Origin of the sequence: Kangiella marina (genome assembly GCF_039541235.1) — a bacterium.
Taxonomy (GTDB): Bacteria; Pseudomonadota; Gammaproteobacteria; order Enterobacterales; family Kangiellaceae; genus Kangiella; species Kangiella marina.
In genome coordinates this window covers 278,581-295,324 of sequence record NZ_BAABFV010000002.1, presented here as the reverse complement: position 1 = coordinate 295,324, position 16,744 = coordinate 278,581, and the positions used below count along the sequence as shown (strand labels likewise).

The following is a 16,744-nucleotide window of genomic DNA, read 5'->3' as shown; positions in this document are numbered from 1 at the left end:
TTTACCTTGCTCTTCGGTTGATACCTTACCTTGTTATACTTCCACGAAGCGTTTTAACATCGGGAAATACAGCGCCGTTTTAATAGGGCGTGTTTCAACGCGGCTTACCATGCTTTTATACTGCTCTAATTGTGGGCCATAACGCTCTACTTCATTCTGAATAAAGTTTTCAGTATCAGAGCTCTGATGGTCACCGGTTTTGTAATCGATGATCCAACGAACCCCATCATCAACAAAACTCCTGTCAATCACATAGTTTCTGACTATGGCGTTACCCAAGGCATCAACCGCCTTGCCAGTCAATTCCCACTCACAGCGATCATCCTCATGCGGTGACAAAATCCAACAGCCTTTATCATCGCTTTCAACATTGGTCAGCGCCGTTTTCGATTTACTAAAAGCCATTGCAATATCTTGTTCTGTTTGCAGTGACTCAGCTAGCTGTCGTCGAATTACTTGATAATCGTCACGTTTTAAAGCCTCAAAGCTTTGCCTACCCAGCCCTATGAGCTCCAATTGTTTATGCACAACCACACCAACGATACGTGCAATATCACTGGCCCAGTCAAAATCCAATTCGTCCTGTTCAACCGATGGTTTATCCATTGTAGTTACTTGATTCTCGACCACCGGTGTCGTGTAACTATCCTTTAATCGATACCAGCCATCATAAAATACCGGCCCCTCATTCCCCTCGTCCAAGCTCTCCCCATTATCCACACACTGCTGAAACTCACGCTCAATGACGTTTTCATAATGTGGTAACAAGTAATAGAGCAAAGAACGTTTATCGATCGAGCTATAGGACCATTCGGATTTTTCCTCATCAAATTTCAGCTTTAATTCTGAGCTCAGAATTAACCGTTTTTTCGCACGGGTGGCGGCGACATACAACACTCGCGCATCTTCAAATGCAGCTTTTTTATTTTGGATATCACGCGCTAATTGGTAAATCGGTTCCTGTTGTTCAGCCGCCTGAATGGGTGCCAACAAATACCCTTGCTCATCATTAGCGGTAAACTCTTCCCACAACAGTAACTGGTGATCATCCGCTCGCTTTTTACGCTGCAACGATGGCAAAATAACCGTATCAAACTCAAGACCTTTTGACTTGTGCATAGTCATAATTTCGACTTGTGCACCTTCCGCTTGCTGATTGGCAAATAACTCCGCCAATGCTGTGGTTATTCGATCTATGCTTAAGTTTGTTTCACGCTGCTCAAGCTCAATCAAGAGATCAAACATTGAGTAGACTTCTGACAACTCATCCGCATTTAAAAGCACACTCGGACCACCCAGTGAGAGCCAAACAGTTTCCAGAAGCTGACTGAGTGGTTTTCGCCCAGCACAGTCCATCATTGGCATCATCGCTTGGCGAAGCTTTTTAAGGCGTACTGCCCCACCGTTAGAAAGCGTGGCTAACTGTTGATATTCATCTAACATTGTCCAATAGTTGTGACCGAAAGTTTGATAAAGATAGGTTAAATCCGTTAACCCCAAACCGACCAGCGGTGACTTTAGTAACGCTGTCCATGCAATCGCATCCTGCGGCTGTAACACCAACCGACACAGAGCCATGAGATCACTGACACAACTTCTGTGGGCTAAAAACTCCATGTCTTTTGCATAGTAGCTGATGCCTTTAAATCGGAGCGATTCCATTAAATCTTGAGCATGGCTACGTCCCCGCACCAAAACCGCGATGGAGCCCTCGGGGTGCTCGCTTATGATCGACGATATACGCTTCGCGATTGCCTCAGATTCGGTTAAGTCAGGGCGATCAAAGTTTACCAAGAACTCAACGCCATGACTTTCCGAGGAAGACTTCATAGCTTCAGCGGGACTGTAACTAACGGCCCCAAGCAATACATCGTCATGACTCGGGAATATTGTATTAAAGCGTCGATTGACCCAGTCGATAACTGCAGGGGATGAGCGGAAGTTAGCAGTCAACTGTAACGGTTTAACTGCAAAGCCGTTAATGCCTTCCTGTTGGGTTCGGATAAATAACCCAACATTCGCTTCTCTGAATCGATATATCGATTGCATCGGGTCGCCCACTAAAAATAATGTCTTGCCATCGCCTTCTTGCCACCCTGCTATTAATTTGCTTAATAACTGGTACTGCGTAAAAGAGGTATCTTGAAATTCGTCTACTAATAAATGTTGGATTTTATAATCCAGCTTTAAAGCTAACTCAGAAGGTTCTTCAAAGTGTCCGAGAGCTCGATCGGCCGCTAACGCAATCTCAATAAAATCAGCTTCAGCGTTTGATTGAAAATCAACAGTTAATGAACCCGTCACCAACCTTAGAAGATGCAGCAGGGAATACAGTATTTGTTGCTGGTCCTCACTATAGACTGCCAAAGGAAGGTTTCGTATATCATTAAGAGTGTCGGCAAAATCAGGAACTTCGGACCAATCACTGAATAACGCTTTCAGATCGGCTTTAAGTTGTTTCCCAGTTTGTTTATCGTCTCCCTGCAAGTCACCATCAGCTAATAAACCAATCTTTTTATTCAGCTGTTTTTTAAAGGTTCCCGCTTTAACTAAACAAAACTCTGCGATGGCTTTCCATTCAGCAAGATTGTCAACATTAAAGCTGGGTAATTCGGTAACATTTTTTAATGCACTCAGCTCATGCCCAGACTCTAAAAAACCGGATGCAAAGTGAATCGCTTGGAGTAACGTTCCGTGTTCCAGTTTTGCACGGTAAGGAGCCAACCTTTGCAGTCGAAGTTGAGCAATCTGATGAATACCATCTTGCAACACATCAATATCGAGCTCACCAGCCCCCAGTAAACGCAACCACTGATCTCTTTTACCTAACATTTTCGCCAGCAAGCCAATCAATTTTTCGACCTGATTATCAAGGTGCGCCAGAAGTCTTAAAATATGCGGTCCATAGTCGTCATCATCCAAATAACTCAGAATCGATTCAGCAGCTCGTTGATACGATTCTTTTGCAAAGCTGGTGATACTCATCGAACCGCCCAAGCTACTTAAAACCGGCATTTGATTTGCAATCATGCTGGATAAAGAGTCAATGGTCATGACCCGCAACCGATGACTATTGCTCAACAAATTCCACTGATGCACTTGGTCTTTTTCTAGAACCGCGCGGGCTAAACGCCAAGTCGTTTTATTATGAGGTTCGGTTGGCTCAGGAGATTTCGCGGATAATAGTGCTTCAATTAAGCGATGTCGCATTTCTGCCGCAGCTTTTCGAGTAAAAGTAATTGCCACTATCTCTTCAGGATTATCAACAACAGCTAGCAGATTCAAAATGCGCTGTGTTAAGAGACTCGTTTTCCCCGCACCGGCTGGTGCTTGAACGATGTAAGAATGGCTGGCATCAATAGCTTGTTCGCGAACGTCCTGATCAGGAGGTATTAAGACATTACTCATGCTCCTCTCCTTCTATCAGTGCCTGTACATTGAGATCTCTTTGCGACCAACGGCTAATGGATGTGTAGTCCACAAAGTCACCACTGTACTCCGAAAGGTTGGCTTTGCCGCTTTTAAAATCTTGAGCAATCTTTTCAAGCATCTGCTTCCACTGCTGAATAGCGTGTTCAAAATTATCGGCATACGGATTGTACTTAATGTCTCTTAGCGCTTTGACGCCTTCCAATACCTCAGGCTCATCGGTGACACCAATATATTTACTGGCTTTAAGATGAGCTTGCATGAATACAATACCAGCCACCGGCTGCTCAAGCTTATGCTCAGCTATGGCGTAAAGCAGTAGTTGGGGTTCGGCTATCGGCTCTCGGAATAAAGACATCAATGATGGCTGTCCAGTTTTATAATCGATGATAAGTAAACTTCCATCATCAAGTTGATCAATTCGGTCGATGATCATACTGAATTGTAAACCTGCTAACTCAAGTGTTTTAGCAGCCTCAGTTGCGATCACTTTGAAAGAGTCTCTTTGCTTATCTAGCTCTAAAGACTCTACAACGAGTGCCTTTAACCGATGCTTTTCAATCTCACGAAATGAAGCGTTATTCAATAAGTAAACTTCCCGACTCGCCTCTGATAACACAAAATCTAGCGTTTTACAGATGAGCTCTTCTTGTGCATCTGCACTTAACGCCAATAAGTTTGCTTGGTTCTCTAGTCGCTGCCAAATCAACTGCATCGCTTTATGGAACATGTTTCCTCGATCCATAAAAGAGACACCCAAACCATCTACTTCAAAGGGCTCGAGTTGCAAACGGTATTTCAAATAAGCATCAAAAGGCGAAGCGGCTTGCATTCGCAATAAGCCGGTACCTCCTCGCACTTCGAAATTTTGAGCAATTGGTAGACCTCTACTATCTTCATAATACTCTAAGTGCTTAATATCGCTCCATCCTGCCAACCACTGCGGTAAATCAGACTCGAGGTCTAGCTTTTCAATAGGATGACGCTCGGTGAGTGACTGCAGCAAAGGACTGATCATTTGTTCTTGCTCACCATCAAACTCGGCATAACTCACCACAACATCTTTATTGGGTAGCAGTGAATCCAGTACCGACTTTGCATACTCAACCTCACGCAAATGTGATGATCCGGGTAAATCATATTGGGCATGCAACGCTTTTGATAAAAACGGATTAGGAACAGCCTTTTGCGGTAACACCTGATCCGTTGCACCAACCAACCAGACAGCACTAAAACGCAAACCAATCGCTTCTAACATGCCAACAATTTGTAGCGGTGCACGAGGTCTTTGTTGATGAAAGCTTTGTTGATCTAAACACTCAAACAGGATGTTGCAGGCAAAGGGATAGGTCATGCTTTCAGCAAGTACCCGCTGTAAACTTTGCGCAGATTTTATGGCTTCAACGAACGTTTGTTGCACCTGATACTCACGGCTCGATAAACTGCGATAGCCAGTCCAATGGAGTTCTTCAAGTAACCTCAACACATCACTGATATGTGACTTAAGATCCTGTCGCTTATGCTCGACTTGTTGCCATTGTTCAGCCGCACCAAGCCAAGATAACTGAATCTTTAACCGTCGACTCATTTTCAGAAGTTCATCTAAAGTATAGTACGATTTAGTCGACTGCCTGACGTACAGCTCAAGTTGAGTCGCTTGCCAGTGATCTTCACGCTCACTGTAGAGGTAGGGGGACAACAAAAGATGTTGCAATTGTTGTTTACTGAGACTGCCGCAAGTGAGCCTTAACCAATCAATAACCACCGCAACTAAAGGCTGCTGCGACAAACTTTCATCAATCGAAAAGTCATGCAGTTGCTGGTGACTGTCTTCACCATCAGCCAGACTTTTGGCATAAAATTCTCGTTGAATGACACGCTCGATATAGGGCCGCCACTTATCCAGTTCAGGCACCACTATGGCGATATCTGTCTGTTCATTCTGCTTAAGCTTATCCTTCGCCCAGCGCACTGCCGCTAATATTTCAGTTTTCGGATCAGGCAGAGCATGTATGTTTAGCTGCCTTGGCGCTTGCGCTTCAAGCAGCTGCCATGAGGTTACATTTTTGTGCTGCTGTAATCGTTCAAACAATGAAGACTGTTGTGGCGTTGGTTGCTGAAAGCCGTAAGTAATAATCGTATCTGGAAGTTGATCCACAATGGCACTAAAAACATCGAGCAAATGATTAGGCTGTTGGTAACTATCCACCCAATCCTTTTGACTCAACAGCTTCTGATATTCCTTAAACCAAGTTTCGAAAGCGACCTGGTCTTGATCGCCCGGTAAATAATCCAAGGTTTCAATTTGCCACTGCTGACACAGACGCCAAGCATCGTGTGATAATTTTTGTGTCTGTTTGGCATTTAATAAAGTCTGAGTGATATCTGACTTGGCGACCATAGTCTGCCAAATATGTTGGCTCTGGGTCTGGCTCAGTCGAATCGGCAACGGCTTTCCAGCATCAAGCGCCATCTCCCAGCAATGATTAATAAAAGCCGACCAAGGCATCGCCTTTAAACTGTGCCATACGTCCTTTTCCTGCTCTAATTGATAATGAGCATATTGCTCTCTTAGGAATCGAGACTGCCGTCTACTGGCTGTGATAATAAGCGTTTGCTCCGCATCCAGCATTGAAAAATCCATGGCGTTTCCTTACGACTGACAGTTCACAATCAAACGACCACGATGCTTATTATCAATTAATTCGTCGAAATAAGGTGAGACATCTTTAAGCGCAATTTCCTGACTTAAAATCTTGTCAAAGTCGGGTAGTGGCATGTCTTGTCCAAATTGGTTCCACAGCTCCGAACGCAAACCCATAGGACAGTTGGTAGAACTAACACCTAACAAGCTGACCCCTCTTAAAATCAGTGGAATAACGGTCGCTTGTAACTTTGGGCTTTGCGCCAAGCCGATACAAGCGATGTTGCCCCATAAATCGATACTGGCCATGAGCCGACTTAAAGTTTCACCGCCTATGTTGTCAATCAAGCCGCCATAAGCAGCCTTCGCCAGCGGTTTATCGCTCAGCTCCAGTTCGCTTAGGGTTTTAACCTCCGTCGCGCCCAAATCTTGTAAATAATCGTGCATGGACGCCTGACTTGTCACAGCGACAGTTTCATAACCTTTTTTACTTAACAAGTTAATGGCAAAACTGCCCACACCACCGCTGGCCCCTGTCACTACAATTGGACCTTTATCCGGTGTTTGCCCATTGTTCTCCATGCGGTGAATCGCCAAGGCAGCAGTGAAACCAGCCGTTCCAATAATCATAGACTCTCGACCAGAGTAACCTTGAGGTTGCTTCATCACAAACTGACTATCGACACGCGCGTATTCAGCTAAGCCGCCATCAAAACTCTCGCCTAAGCCACAGCCATTGACGACAACCTTATCGCCAGCGGTGAGCGCCGCGTCAGTGGATTCAACTACGGTTCCAGACAGGTCAACTCCAGCATTTAATGGGAAAGACTTCATAATAGCGCCGCGGCCACTGGCAGCTAACGCATCTTTGTAGTTGATGCTCGAATAGTCGACTTTTATTAGAGTATTCGCCTCAGTCAGCTCATCAGTTTCCATCTGAACCAACTCATGGCGAATATCAGGATCTTTAAAGACACGGCAGGCTAAGAAAGACACAGGGACTCCTTATGTTTATAGGCCCAGACCGACATTCAAGTCATAATTTTTCTAAATGTTAGGTTGATTCTGGGCTGTGTAATATGGGTTTCTTTTGGAACCTGATGCAACCAATTTTGCTGAGTGGTTCCTTTCATGACCAATAGACTACCAGAAGTGAGCGTCATTTTGTGCTTCAATTTTGGCACTGTTTTATGCTTTAGGTGAAAAGAGCGCTCCTGACCCAAACTTAAGGACGCTATGACAGGATCCTTTCCCAACTCTTTTTCGTCATCCGCATGCCACCCCATACTGTCCTTTCCGTCACGATATAGATTGCACAGGACGCTATTAAAGTCACTGCCAACTTCGGCCTCAATACGTTCTTTTAACATTGCTAATGGCCTAATCCACGGTATCGGGGTATGCAGTTTGCCTGAATAACGATACTCAGCTTCCGTATCACCATACCAAGCCACTAACCGAGGAACTTGTCGCTCTTTTCCCGCAATCCACAGCGACTCTTGTCGCCACTCAATCTGTTGCGATAGTGCCTTAAAGACAGCAATAGCGTCATCGTCTTCAATAAAGTTAGGCTGAAATTGTACCGCGTCATTAGACTGTTCATCAGACTGATGAGCGCCCAATGCTAAAGTCTCAATCTCTTGGCCGAAGCCTAAACCAAACTGCTGCATATCAATCTTATACGTATAGGGTTAATCCCTAGCGGGAAAGTAATGACTAGACATAGAGTATCAGATATGGCACCGCTTTGTGGGTTAAATTGACATTCTTGAATTGACATTATTATGAGCATAAAAAAGGCCACCCATTTTCATGGCTGGCCTTTGTCAGTGCTGTTAAAAGTAACAGACAATCAGTAGTTAATTACTTCTCATCTCGTACTTCTTCTAGCACTTCTTTTCTTTCAACAACTTCTTGCTCCCACTTTCTACTAAACATACCAATAAGTAGAACAATGGCACCAACACCGATGCTGAAGGTCGCAATGAACTGGAACAAGCTAGGCATTTCTGACACATTGTCAGGATCGAAGCCGCCAGCCAGTAAGCCAGCAATAATACTACCGATAGAGTAGGTAAAGATGAATAGACCCATCATCTGACCCATGTAGCGACGTGGTGATAATTTACTGACAGCACTTAACGCGATAGGGCTTAAGCAAAGCTCACCCACCGTATGTAAGAAGTAAGTCAGGATTAAAAAGAATGCTGCAGATTTACCGCCGCCAGCTGCAATGTGCGCAGCAAAGACCATAACGATGAAACCACTACCCATGATAATCAAACCAAAAGCAGTTTTAAGACCGTAGCCTGGCGTTACCATGCGCTTACCTAGCTTTACCCAAAAAGCAGCAAAGAATGGCGTAAGTACGATGATGAAGAAAGAGTTCACACTTTGGAACCAAGCCGTTGGGATCTCAAAAGTGCTGATGAATCTATCCGTGTAATCTCTAGCAAATAGGTTTAAAGATGAACCCGCTTGCTCAAAACCTGACCAGAAACATGCAGAAGCAATACAGATGAGCAACAATGCCCACATTCCCTTCTTTTCAGTTGCGTCTAAGTTTCCGAAGAAATAAATAAATGCAAAATAAATAATAAACAAGGCGCTGAGAGTGATAGCTGTTTTCTCAGCTAGGCTTACTGCGTCGATCGAAATGGTACCGGCTAAGGTTAAGGCCGTAACAACCGCTAAAGCCACTAAGAACATACCAATGATTGACCAGCTTTTCTTACGAGCACTGTCTGAGATGGCAACCGATGGTTTGTCACTAACCTCTGGTAAGCTTCTATGAGTGATATAGAATTGAATTAAGCCTAATCCCATACCTACGGCAGCAGCACCGAATGCATAGTGCCAGCCTGCGCTTTCCATCAAGTATCCGCACACAAAGTAACCGATTAATGAGCCGATGTTGATACCCATATAGTAAATCGCGTAACCCGCATCACGACGCTCATCTTCACTGCCATAGAGTTGGCCAACAACCGCAGTAATATTAGGCTTTAACAGACCTGTACCTAAAGCGACTAAAATCAAGCCTACAAAAAATGAGCTTTCATTGGGAATCGCGAGCACTATGTGAACACACATAATGACGATACCGCCGTACCAAATGGCTTTTTTACCGCCGATCAATCGATCCGCAATCCAGCCACCAGGTAGCCCCATGAAATATACCGAACTGGTATACAAGCCATAAATAGCCGTTGCAGTAATCGTTGTCAGCCCTAAGCCACCTTCTTGCAACAAAGCCGTCATAAATAAAACCAAAATACCGCGCATGCCGTAATAACTCATGCGTTCCCACATTTCGGTCATAAATAAGGTCTGAAGCCCCTTAGGATGTCCAAAAAAGGACTTGTCTTTTGTTTGATCTGTCATTGATATACCCTTTAATTACTCAAAATCTTATACTTACCCTGAAGTAGAGTGATAGATCCTAGTGATTTATTGCGCTTACCCGACTGTGACTTTCGATCTTTTGTCGAAATAATAACCTGATAAGCTGCTGATTATCTTAATAATTTATATTTTAGTAACACATTTGGCCCAAAATAAGACACCACATTGTTATATAATGACTTTGATTCGTCCAGTCCTTTTTCTAGCTCAATATTGAGCATAACTGAAGATTTCTTTGCAAACGCGAGTCTAAATTTATTGGCGGCTTAATCTGATGTTTCGAGCTTTATGTCCAGCACTATTCGTTCTGAAAGGATTGATATCCAATCCGCCACGTCGTGTGTAACGAGCGTAAACGGTGAGTATATGAGGTTGGCAGATCCGCATGATGTCGCTAAAAATGCGTTCGACGCATTGCTCGTGAAACTCATTGTGGGTTCGGAATGAAATCAGGTACTTCAGTAACGACTCGTGATCGATGGCTTTGCCTTGATATTCGATGAAGACACTTGCCCAGTCAGGTTGGTTCGTAATCAGGCAGTTACTTTTCAGTAAATGACTATAAAGACTTTCCTCAACCACTTCATGACTGGGGTCAAGTTGCAGTAATTCAGGCTGATAGGAGTATTGTTCAATATCAATATCCAAATCATCCAGTAGCTGCCCTTCGAACCGCGTCACAGGGTATTCAAGGTCATACTCATCAGGATGATACAACTGAACTCTAACCACTCCATCAGCAGCCTCGGCTAAATCCTCAGTCAATCTTGATTGCACCTGCTCCCAGCTCTCAAAACGTGTTTGGTTATAAGAGTTGAGGTACAGCTTAAAGGATTTAGACTCAACGATATTGGTCGTATCGTGAGCAAACTCAAAAACGCCTAGCGCCACTTGAGGTTTTCCCTGACTATTTAACCAAGACAGCTCGTAGGCATTCCAGAAGTCACTGCCCTGGAACGGTAGCGCTTGGGTAAGGCCTAGCTCGTCACGCTTTAATTGTCGTGGTACCGGAAAGAGCAAGCTGGAGTCGTACTGATCGGGGTAGCTGACGTCTTTGCCTAAAGGAATATCATTATGGTTCATTGTAAGTTCCTCAGCCCTAATTCGGCGCGACTCTGGCCTTTAACCTGAAATAGACGGTGACTTCTTCGCGATCATGATAGAGGTGTTTTGCCTGCCAGAAGTAAGCCAGCCCAGCATCGTCTAAACGATCACAAATTAAACCAATACAGTCTGCGACTTCTTGAAAGCGCTTCTTCATCGGTAACTTTAAGTTAAACACCGCGTGCTGCGTGTGGCCGCCTTCAAGCCACTGAGCCATCAAGTCTGCCACCAATGAAGGCTTCTCCACCATATCGCAAACCAATACGTTGACTGGCTTTTCCGGCAGCCATGTGAAGGCGTTTTCCTTGAAATGCTCGACGTGCTCTGTCGCCATCAGCTTTTTGTCCATAGGGCCGTTATCGATCGCTGAGACTTGGAGCCCACGCTCCACCAACTGATAGGTCCAGCCCCCTGGCGCAGCGCCTAAGTCAACTCCAGTATTACCTAGACGGAAAGCATCTTTTTGCTGCTTACGAGAAATCAGCACTTGAATTGCTTCATCCAACTTTAAGGTCGAACGGCTTGGTGCATTTTTAGGGGCTTTTAAGCGGAGAATGCCGCCCTTGTGTGGACTCGAACACTCGATAGGCGAATAGCCAATGATGCAGTGGTCGGTAGCCAGGAAAAGTATATGCAACCTAAAGTCGCTGTCCTCATGGATCAAGCCTTGCTTTTCCATAGCAATAGTCAATGGCGTCGAAAACTTCTTACAAAACTTCGACAGCTCACGGCCATCATCATCGTCTAAATGTTCCACCAACAGTGTTTTTGCCATAGCGACTTCAGCACACACCTCTTGGATGGGTGAAATGCGATCGTCCAGCGGTAACTGTTCAAGTTCAGCCTTCGCCCAAAACCATTGCCGGGCAAAAATAATGTCATCCAAATCCAGTAGCTCAAAAAATTGTTCGGCACTCGATTCATCGAACATATGAAAACGAACATACCCTGTATCTGGCTGTGCGTTAGCGTACCCCGCAAAGTTATGAGCTGTCGCGATGGCCTGTACTTCTGCTGCACAGTCAGACTCAAAGCCCGGTCGGCAGAAAAAGATAAATGGAGCTTGTTGCATAGATAGACACGATTAAGAATATAAGTTGCGCAAATTCTAACATAGTGACGCCAGCTTTGATTAGGGTTTTAAAGGCGCTAGTGCTAAAATAGCGCCACTTTCCATGAATTTAGCTCAGTTACCCAGCAAATATGGCTCATTACACCAAATCGCAAATCGCGGAACTCAAAAAAGATCTCTCCATCGAAGATACAGTGACCGGTTATCCGATGTCTTTTGCCACCACGTGGGGAATTTTCTCACCTCGTGCGATCGACGATGGGTCAATCATGCTTCTCAAATATTTAGAAGTTGAGCCGGATGATAAGTGCCTCGACTTAGGTTGTGGTTACGGGGTGCTTGGGTTGACCATGGCAAAGATGGCTCCGCAAGGCGAAGTCATCATGGTCGATAAAGACTTTGTTGCGGTCAACTACGCCAACAAAAATGCCAAAAAGAACAATACTCCTCATGCCAGCGCTCGACTAAGCAATGGCTTTAGCGATGTCCCTGAAAAAGAGTTCAATGTCATCGTTTCGAACATTCCAGCCAAGGTCGGTAATGAGCTGCTCTATATTTTCCTTAACGACGCCTATCAACGTCTAGCCCCTGGCGGTCGTTTGTATGTGGTCACCATTACTGGCCTTCGTGATTTTATGAAACGCGCTTTTAAGGAAGTCTTTGGCAATTATAAAAAGCATAAACAAGGGCCGGCTTATACCGTCGCTAGTGCGACAAAAGAAGGCTAACTGTCATAAAGAAAGTCTATTTTCTGTACAGCCGTCATATTGTCATCTTATCGTCAAAAAGTTTACACATTTCCTGTGGATAACTTTGGGGAAAAATTGCCGAAACATGCTCATAGCCCATAAAATAAGGTGCACCTTAACAAATCGTTCATTTTTTGTACAACCTCATGCTTTTCCTATATATATCAAAAGGTTAGTACCTTGTTCATAGTCTAGGATAGCTCTATTTATTCATCGTAGCGGCTCAACCCCTTATAAAATAAGGCTTCTTTGACAATTGTGGATTTCTTACGGTCTCAGTGTCATGTTACCGAATACAATCTGTCAAAAAATCAAGTCATTTTTGTAGTTTTTTCACAGGTAAGCGTTTACTTACTGCTAAGGGTTTATGTTACGAGAAAAACCAATAGCTGAGACTGATCGCTGCAATAATTCCAGCCAAATCCGCAAGCAATCCACAGGACAAGGCGTGACGTATTCGTTTAATGCCAACAGCACCAAAGTAGACAGTTAAGACGTAGAATGTGGTTTCCGTACTCCCTTGTATCGTTGAAACCATGTAACCGGCGAGAGAATCCACGCCTTGCGACTCCATGGTTTCTAACATCATTGCTCGTGCTCCACTGCCGCTAAAAGGCTTCATCAATGCTGTCGGAATGGCTTCAACGAACTGAGTATCCAGACCCAGCGAACCAAAGAGCCAGCTCAACCCTTTAGCAAACGCATCAAGCGCCCCTGATGCGCGTAGTGCGCCAATCGCAGTCAACATGGCAACAAGGTATGGAATAATAGTGACCGCTACTTTGAAGCCCTCTTTAGCCCCTTCTACAAACTCTTCGTAAACAGCGACCTTGGCTCTCCAGCCATGAAGTAAAATCAATACGATTGCCGCCATCAGCAAAAAGTTACCTAAGGCTGAACTCATCGCTGACATTTCATCTGGCGGTAGAGCCATTAAAGCCCACACCAAACTCCCGATAATGCCAGCGAACACCAAAAAATAGAGGCCGATAACACGATTAAAGATGGAGAGACGTTGAACCATCGACACAGCCAATAACCCAACGAAGGTTGAAGCGCTGGTAGCCAATAAGATGGGTAAGAAAATAGCAGCCGGATCGGACGCACCTAATTGGGCTCGATACAGCATAATAGTAATGGGGATAATCGTCACGGCTGAGGTGTTTAACACCAGAAATAAAATTTGTGCGTTTGAAGCGGTATTTTTAACCGGATTTAACTCCTGTAACTGCTCCATAGCTCGAATACCCATTGGCGTAGCAGCGTTATCAAGACCTAACATATTGGCGGCCATATTCATGCTAATACTGCCCAGTGCTGGATGACCATCGGGGACTTCGGGCATCAACTTTCGAAACAGCGGCGCTAATAATTTGGCGAGCTTACTGACTAACCCACTTTGTTCGGCAATTTTTAGCAATCCCAACCAAAAGGCCAAGACTCCGATCAAGCCAATGGCGATCGTCACGCTGAGCTTTGCCATATCAAACAGTGATTTAACCAGCTCAGGGAAAGCCGCTTGATTGCCCCCAAAAACCCAATCAAAGAGCGCTAACGCAAAAGCAATGACAAAGAAAAATAGCCAGATGATATTCAGCATAGGTAGCTTATGTTGTTATTCCTGAGTCAAACTTACCCAAAATCATTGGTAGTGTAAATTTTGTTTTAAAATACGGCTAAACTGGGCAGACAGAGCAAACGCTAAACCCTAGTAGCATTAGTACTAAGGCAGAGGCTCATCAGCTAGCCATAAAAAAAGCACCTCGATGACTCTAAGTGCTCTTTCTATATCCTGTTTTAAATATGGCTTGCCGGACTACTTCGATACTTGAGATGAGCGCGATTTTTTACTCTTACTGTTTTTCATCTCAAACCGCTTCGACACATCTTTTGCAGCAAAAAACACACCTACGTTGGCTCCGGCCTCTAGCTCAGCCATCAACCTTTCTTGTTCTTGCGGCGTAATATCTCTATCAGCAACATAGCGTTTTCTGTTTTTATAGTTAAACTTTGAATCAATGCTTAACTTAACACCCAACAGCTTCTGCACACGATTTTTCGCTTTTAAGATATCCCCAGCACCAACGGTGTTAGAGCTTTTTATGATAATAACGTTTGTCGCAGTCGCTTCCGGCTGAACCATTTGCAACTGAGCTCCAAACAAGGGCATCACAAACAGACTGATAACAATTAAATACACTGCTTTTTTCATAATAAAACCTAACTTAGAAATCTGATGGGTTATCGCTGTAGTTGACTGGCATCGTCACAGTAACTTGGCCGCCAGCGGGGATATCAGCAGTTAAACTGACGCTAGTACCGCCAGCTGCACCACCTGACGCAGCACTACACGAGGCCCCACCAGAAGATACGCAGCTCCAGCTACCACTTAAGGTCACACCCGACGGTAAGTTATCTGAAATGGCAACACCGTTTGCTTCACTTGGCCCAGAGTTGCTGACCACTATGGTATAAGTATCGGTTCCGCCCGGCACAAAGTCATTGACCGATGTTTTGCTGACCGCAATGTCGACCACGCCCGCACTCACGTCAACAGAAGACTCATCGTCATCCGCAATACCGTCAGACAAATCATCCGTCGCAAAGCCACTTCTAAACTCAGAGTCTGGATCGACACGATCAGCATTAATAATTTCAGCCTGGTTAGTGATGACTGTGGCAGTATTGGGGCTAGCGACGATGTTCAACGTCACAGAGTTACCGTTAGCAACCGTACCCACGGTCCAAACACCCGACGCCGAGCTGTAACTGCCTTGACTTGCCGTTGAAGATACAAAATCTAACTCGGCCGGCAAAATATCCCTCACCTGAATATTGTTAGCGCCGTCTGGACCGTTGTTGACCAGGGTTAATGTAAAAGTGATATTTTCGCCGACATTAGGAGCGTTGTTGCTAACCGTTTGAGTTAACGATAAATCCGACTGCGGAACACAAACCACCATCTCCATGCCGTCACCACCAGCTCCTTCCAGCCCTATACCGTCTAGGCCAAGACTCAAAGAAGAATATTGACCTCGGTAGACAACAGAGCCCGCGGCGGTTCCGTTTGCTCCGTTTGTGGATGACTCTGTGTTTGCTGACTGCACAAGCATGGTTCTAAACAAGGTGTTGTTAGTAAAGGTTCGAAAGTGCCCTACCCCAGCTAAACGGCCTAAAGTGACACCAGCTGTATTGGTCGACCAACGAGCAGAGTTAGCAACGCCTCCACCGACACCACCCACACGATCTAGGTGAACAATCGCATTATTTACGGTTCTGCCACCAAAACTGATTTGCAGGGTACCAAGACCACCGGGATCATTATCATTAACCGCACCATCGGTATTAACGGCCTGATAAACAGGCTCAAAACCGTTGGCTCCGGGCGTTGGGTCCCACTCAAATAATGTTCCTAAGGATTGACGCCCTTGAACCGCTGTTGAGCTCCAGGCATTAATCGTATTCATGGTGTCAGCGCTAAATACCCATGATGCTGGAGAGGTCGTCGAGGTCGTGATTGCCACAGGAATCGAGCCAGAGGTGGCTTGGGGACTTGAAGCTAAATTCGACCAAGCACTGGTTAAGCTGGTGTTAGAACACGTCTGAGTGGTGGTTCCAGTAGCCGTATCACTTACAGCAAAAGTCGCTGTCGCAACTGATGTTGATGTACCTGTAGTTGGAACCGAAGCACTACCAATATTCACACCATTGATAAAAACGGTTACATCACCACCGCCGTCCCAACCATCACCAAAGCTGTCATACATGACAATGCTGTAGTTACCCGCAGGAACATTATTAAAAGTATATGTTTGAGTAAAAGGAGTGTTAGCGGTCGCCGCATTAGAGCAAAAGCCAGGCACACACATGGCATTTTCCCCGCCATAGCGCGTGGTCACCAAGTTACTATTAATGATTTCAGTAGTATTACCATCGTTATCGCGATCAACAGCATCCACTGCAGTATTATAAAACTCAATACGGTTTTCTTGTGACCATTGCGGCCAATCCACCTGAAATTCAACCGTCGCAGCTTTGGCACCTGATGCCAAAAACCCTCCGATTGCAACCATGACTGCTGTTAACTTACATTTTAAGCTTTTCATAACTTACTAATAACCACCCCAAATATTCACAGATATCTTTCATACCCAGTCGAGTAAACCTTCACAGTGGCTATAAATACCACACACCGGCCTTTTGCGACAGTCTGCCACAATAATTTATTATAATTTAACATTATAAGGCATCAAAGTTTGGTGAAAAAGGCTGCATTTCACAGAGCTCCTAAGGCATTTGATGTAGATTTTGGTACGGTTTTCCTTAGTCTCAGCCCACTTT

General features: G+C 44.8%; 11 protein-coding genes. 1 reads left to right on the top strand and 10 read right to left on the bottom strand.

Features of this window, described 5'->3' with window-relative positions; translation table 11 throughout:
- Positions 1–33 precede the first annotated feature (33 nt).
- The 7 genes from ABD943_RS09480 to rlmM form a co-directional block, all read right to left on the bottom strand.
- Entirely contained in the window at positions 34–3,408 is a 3,375-nt protein-coding gene (locus tag ABD943_RS09480; protein WP_345292947.1) for a UvrD-helicase domain-containing protein, read from the bottom strand.
- Positions 3,401–6,073: a PD-(D/E)XK nuclease family protein gene (locus ABD943_RS09475; protein WP_345292946.1), complete on the bottom strand. Its 2,673-nt coding sequence runs from the start codon at positions 6,071–6,073 to the stop codon at positions 3,401–3,403. Before ABD943_RS09475 ends, ABD943_RS09480 begins: the two co-directional genes overlap by 8 nt.
- Positions 6,074–6,082: 9 nt before the next feature.
- Positions 6,083–7,069 carry a YhdH/YhfP family quinone oxidoreductase gene (locus ABD943_RS09470; protein WP_345292945.1) on the bottom strand — a complete coding sequence of 329 codons (987 nt, stop codon included), beginning with the start codon at positions 7,067–7,069 and terminating at the stop codon, positions 6,083–6,085.
- A gap of 35 nt (positions 7,070–7,104) precedes the next feature.
- The gene (locus ABD943_RS09465) at positions 7,105–7,743 is read right to left on the bottom strand and encodes an alpha-ketoglutarate-dependent dioxygenase AlkB family protein (protein ID WP_345292944.1); all 639 of its coding nucleotides are present in this window, start codon (positions 7,741–7,743) and stop codon (positions 7,105–7,107) included.
- Between the two features lie 193 nt (positions 7,744–7,936).
- Entirely contained in the window at positions 7,937–9,457 is a 1,521-nt protein-coding gene (locus tag ABD943_RS09460; protein WP_345292943.1) for a peptide MFS transporter, read from the bottom strand.
- 276 nt (positions 9,458–9,733) lie between these two features.
- Complete coding sequence (gene queF, locus ABD943_RS09455) at positions 9,734–10,561, bottom strand: NADPH-dependent 7-cyano-7-deazaguanine reductase QueF (RefSeq protein ID WP_345292942.1); 828 nt, start codon at positions 10,559–10,561, stop codon at positions 9,734–9,736.
- A gap of 16 nt (positions 10,562–10,577) precedes the next feature.
- Positions 10,578–11,654: a 23S rRNA (cytidine(2498)-2'-O)-methyltransferase RlmM gene (gene rlmM, locus ABD943_RS09450; protein WP_345292941.1), complete on the bottom strand. Its 1,077-nt coding sequence runs from the start codon at positions 11,652–11,654 to the stop codon at positions 10,578–10,580.
- Between the two features lie 131 nt (positions 11,655–11,785).
- Between rlmM and ABD943_RS09445 the strand changes: the two genes are divergently transcribed.
- A complete protein-coding gene (locus ABD943_RS09445; RefSeq protein WP_345292940.1) occupies positions 11,786–12,382 on the top strand; it encodes a class I SAM-dependent methyltransferase in 597 nt (198 codons plus the stop codon).
- A 391-nt stretch (positions 12,383–12,773) separates the two neighbouring features.
- Here the strand turns inward: ABD943_RS09445 and ABD943_RS09440 are convergent, their stop codons facing one another.
- The 3 genes from ABD943_RS09440 to ABD943_RS09430 all read right to left on the bottom strand — a co-directional run bounded on the left by ABD943_RS09440 (position 12,774) and on the right by ABD943_RS09430 (position 16,509).
- Positions 12,774–14,003, bottom strand: coding sequence for a nucleoside recognition domain-containing protein (locus ABD943_RS09440; RefSeq protein ID WP_345292939.1), 1,230 nt, complete (start codon positions 14,001–14,003; stop codon positions 12,774–12,776).
- Positions 14,004–14,219: 216 nt separating this feature from the next.
- Positions 14,220–14,615, bottom strand: coding sequence for a hypothetical protein (locus ABD943_RS09435; protein WP_345292938.1), 396 nt, complete (start codon positions 14,613–14,615; stop codon positions 14,220–14,222).
- 13 nt (positions 14,616–14,628) lie between these two features.
- Positions 14,629–16,509: a DUF11 domain-containing protein gene (locus ABD943_RS09430; RefSeq protein WP_345292937.1), complete on the bottom strand. Its 1,881-nt coding sequence runs from the start codon at positions 16,507–16,509 to the stop codon at positions 14,629–14,631.
- Positions 16,510–16,744: the final 235 nt, after the last annotated feature.

What these genes read in the sequence shown, in the direction of transcription:
- ABD943_RS09435 (WP_345292938.1), bottom strand. Translation starts at nt 14,615, where the DNA reads ATGAAAAAAGCAGTGTATTTAATTGTTATCAGTCTGTTTGTGATGCCC.
- ABD943_RS09445 (WP_345292940.1), top strand. Translation starts at nt 11,786, where the DNA reads ATGGCTCATTACACCAAATCGCAAATCGCGGAACTCAAAAAAGATCTC.
- ABD943_RS09440 (WP_345292939.1), bottom strand. Translation starts at nt 14,003, where the DNA reads ATGCTGAATATCATCTGGCTATTTTTCTTTGTCATTGCTTTTGCGTTA.
- queF (WP_345292942.1), bottom strand. Translation starts at nt 10,561, where the DNA reads ATGAACCATAATGATATTCCTTTAGGCAAAGACGTCAGCTACCCCGAT.
- ABD943_RS09465 (WP_345292944.1), bottom strand. Translation starts at nt 7,743, where the DNA reads ATGCAGCAGTTTGGTTTAGGCTTCGGCCAAGAGATTGAGACTTTAGCA.
- ABD943_RS09460 (WP_345292943.1), bottom strand. Translation starts at nt 9,457, where the DNA reads ATGACAGATCAAACAAAAGACAAGTCCTTTTTTGGACATCCTAAGGGG.
- ABD943_RS09430 (WP_345292937.1), bottom strand. Translation starts at nt 16,509, where the DNA reads ATGAAAAGCTTAAAATGTAAGTTAACAGCAGTCATGGTTGCAATCGGA.
- rlmM (WP_345292941.1), bottom strand. Translation starts at nt 11,654, where the DNA reads ATGCAACAAGCTCCATTTATCTTTTTCTGCCGACCGGGCTTTGAGTCT.
- ABD943_RS09475 (WP_345292946.1), bottom strand. Translation starts at nt 6,073, where the DNA reads ATGGATTTTTCAATGCTGGATGCGGAGCAAACGCTTATTATCACAGCC.
- ABD943_RS09480 (WP_345292947.1), bottom strand. Translation starts at nt 3,408, where the DNA reads ATGAGTAATGTCTTAATACCTCCTGATCAGGACGTTCGCGAACAAGCT.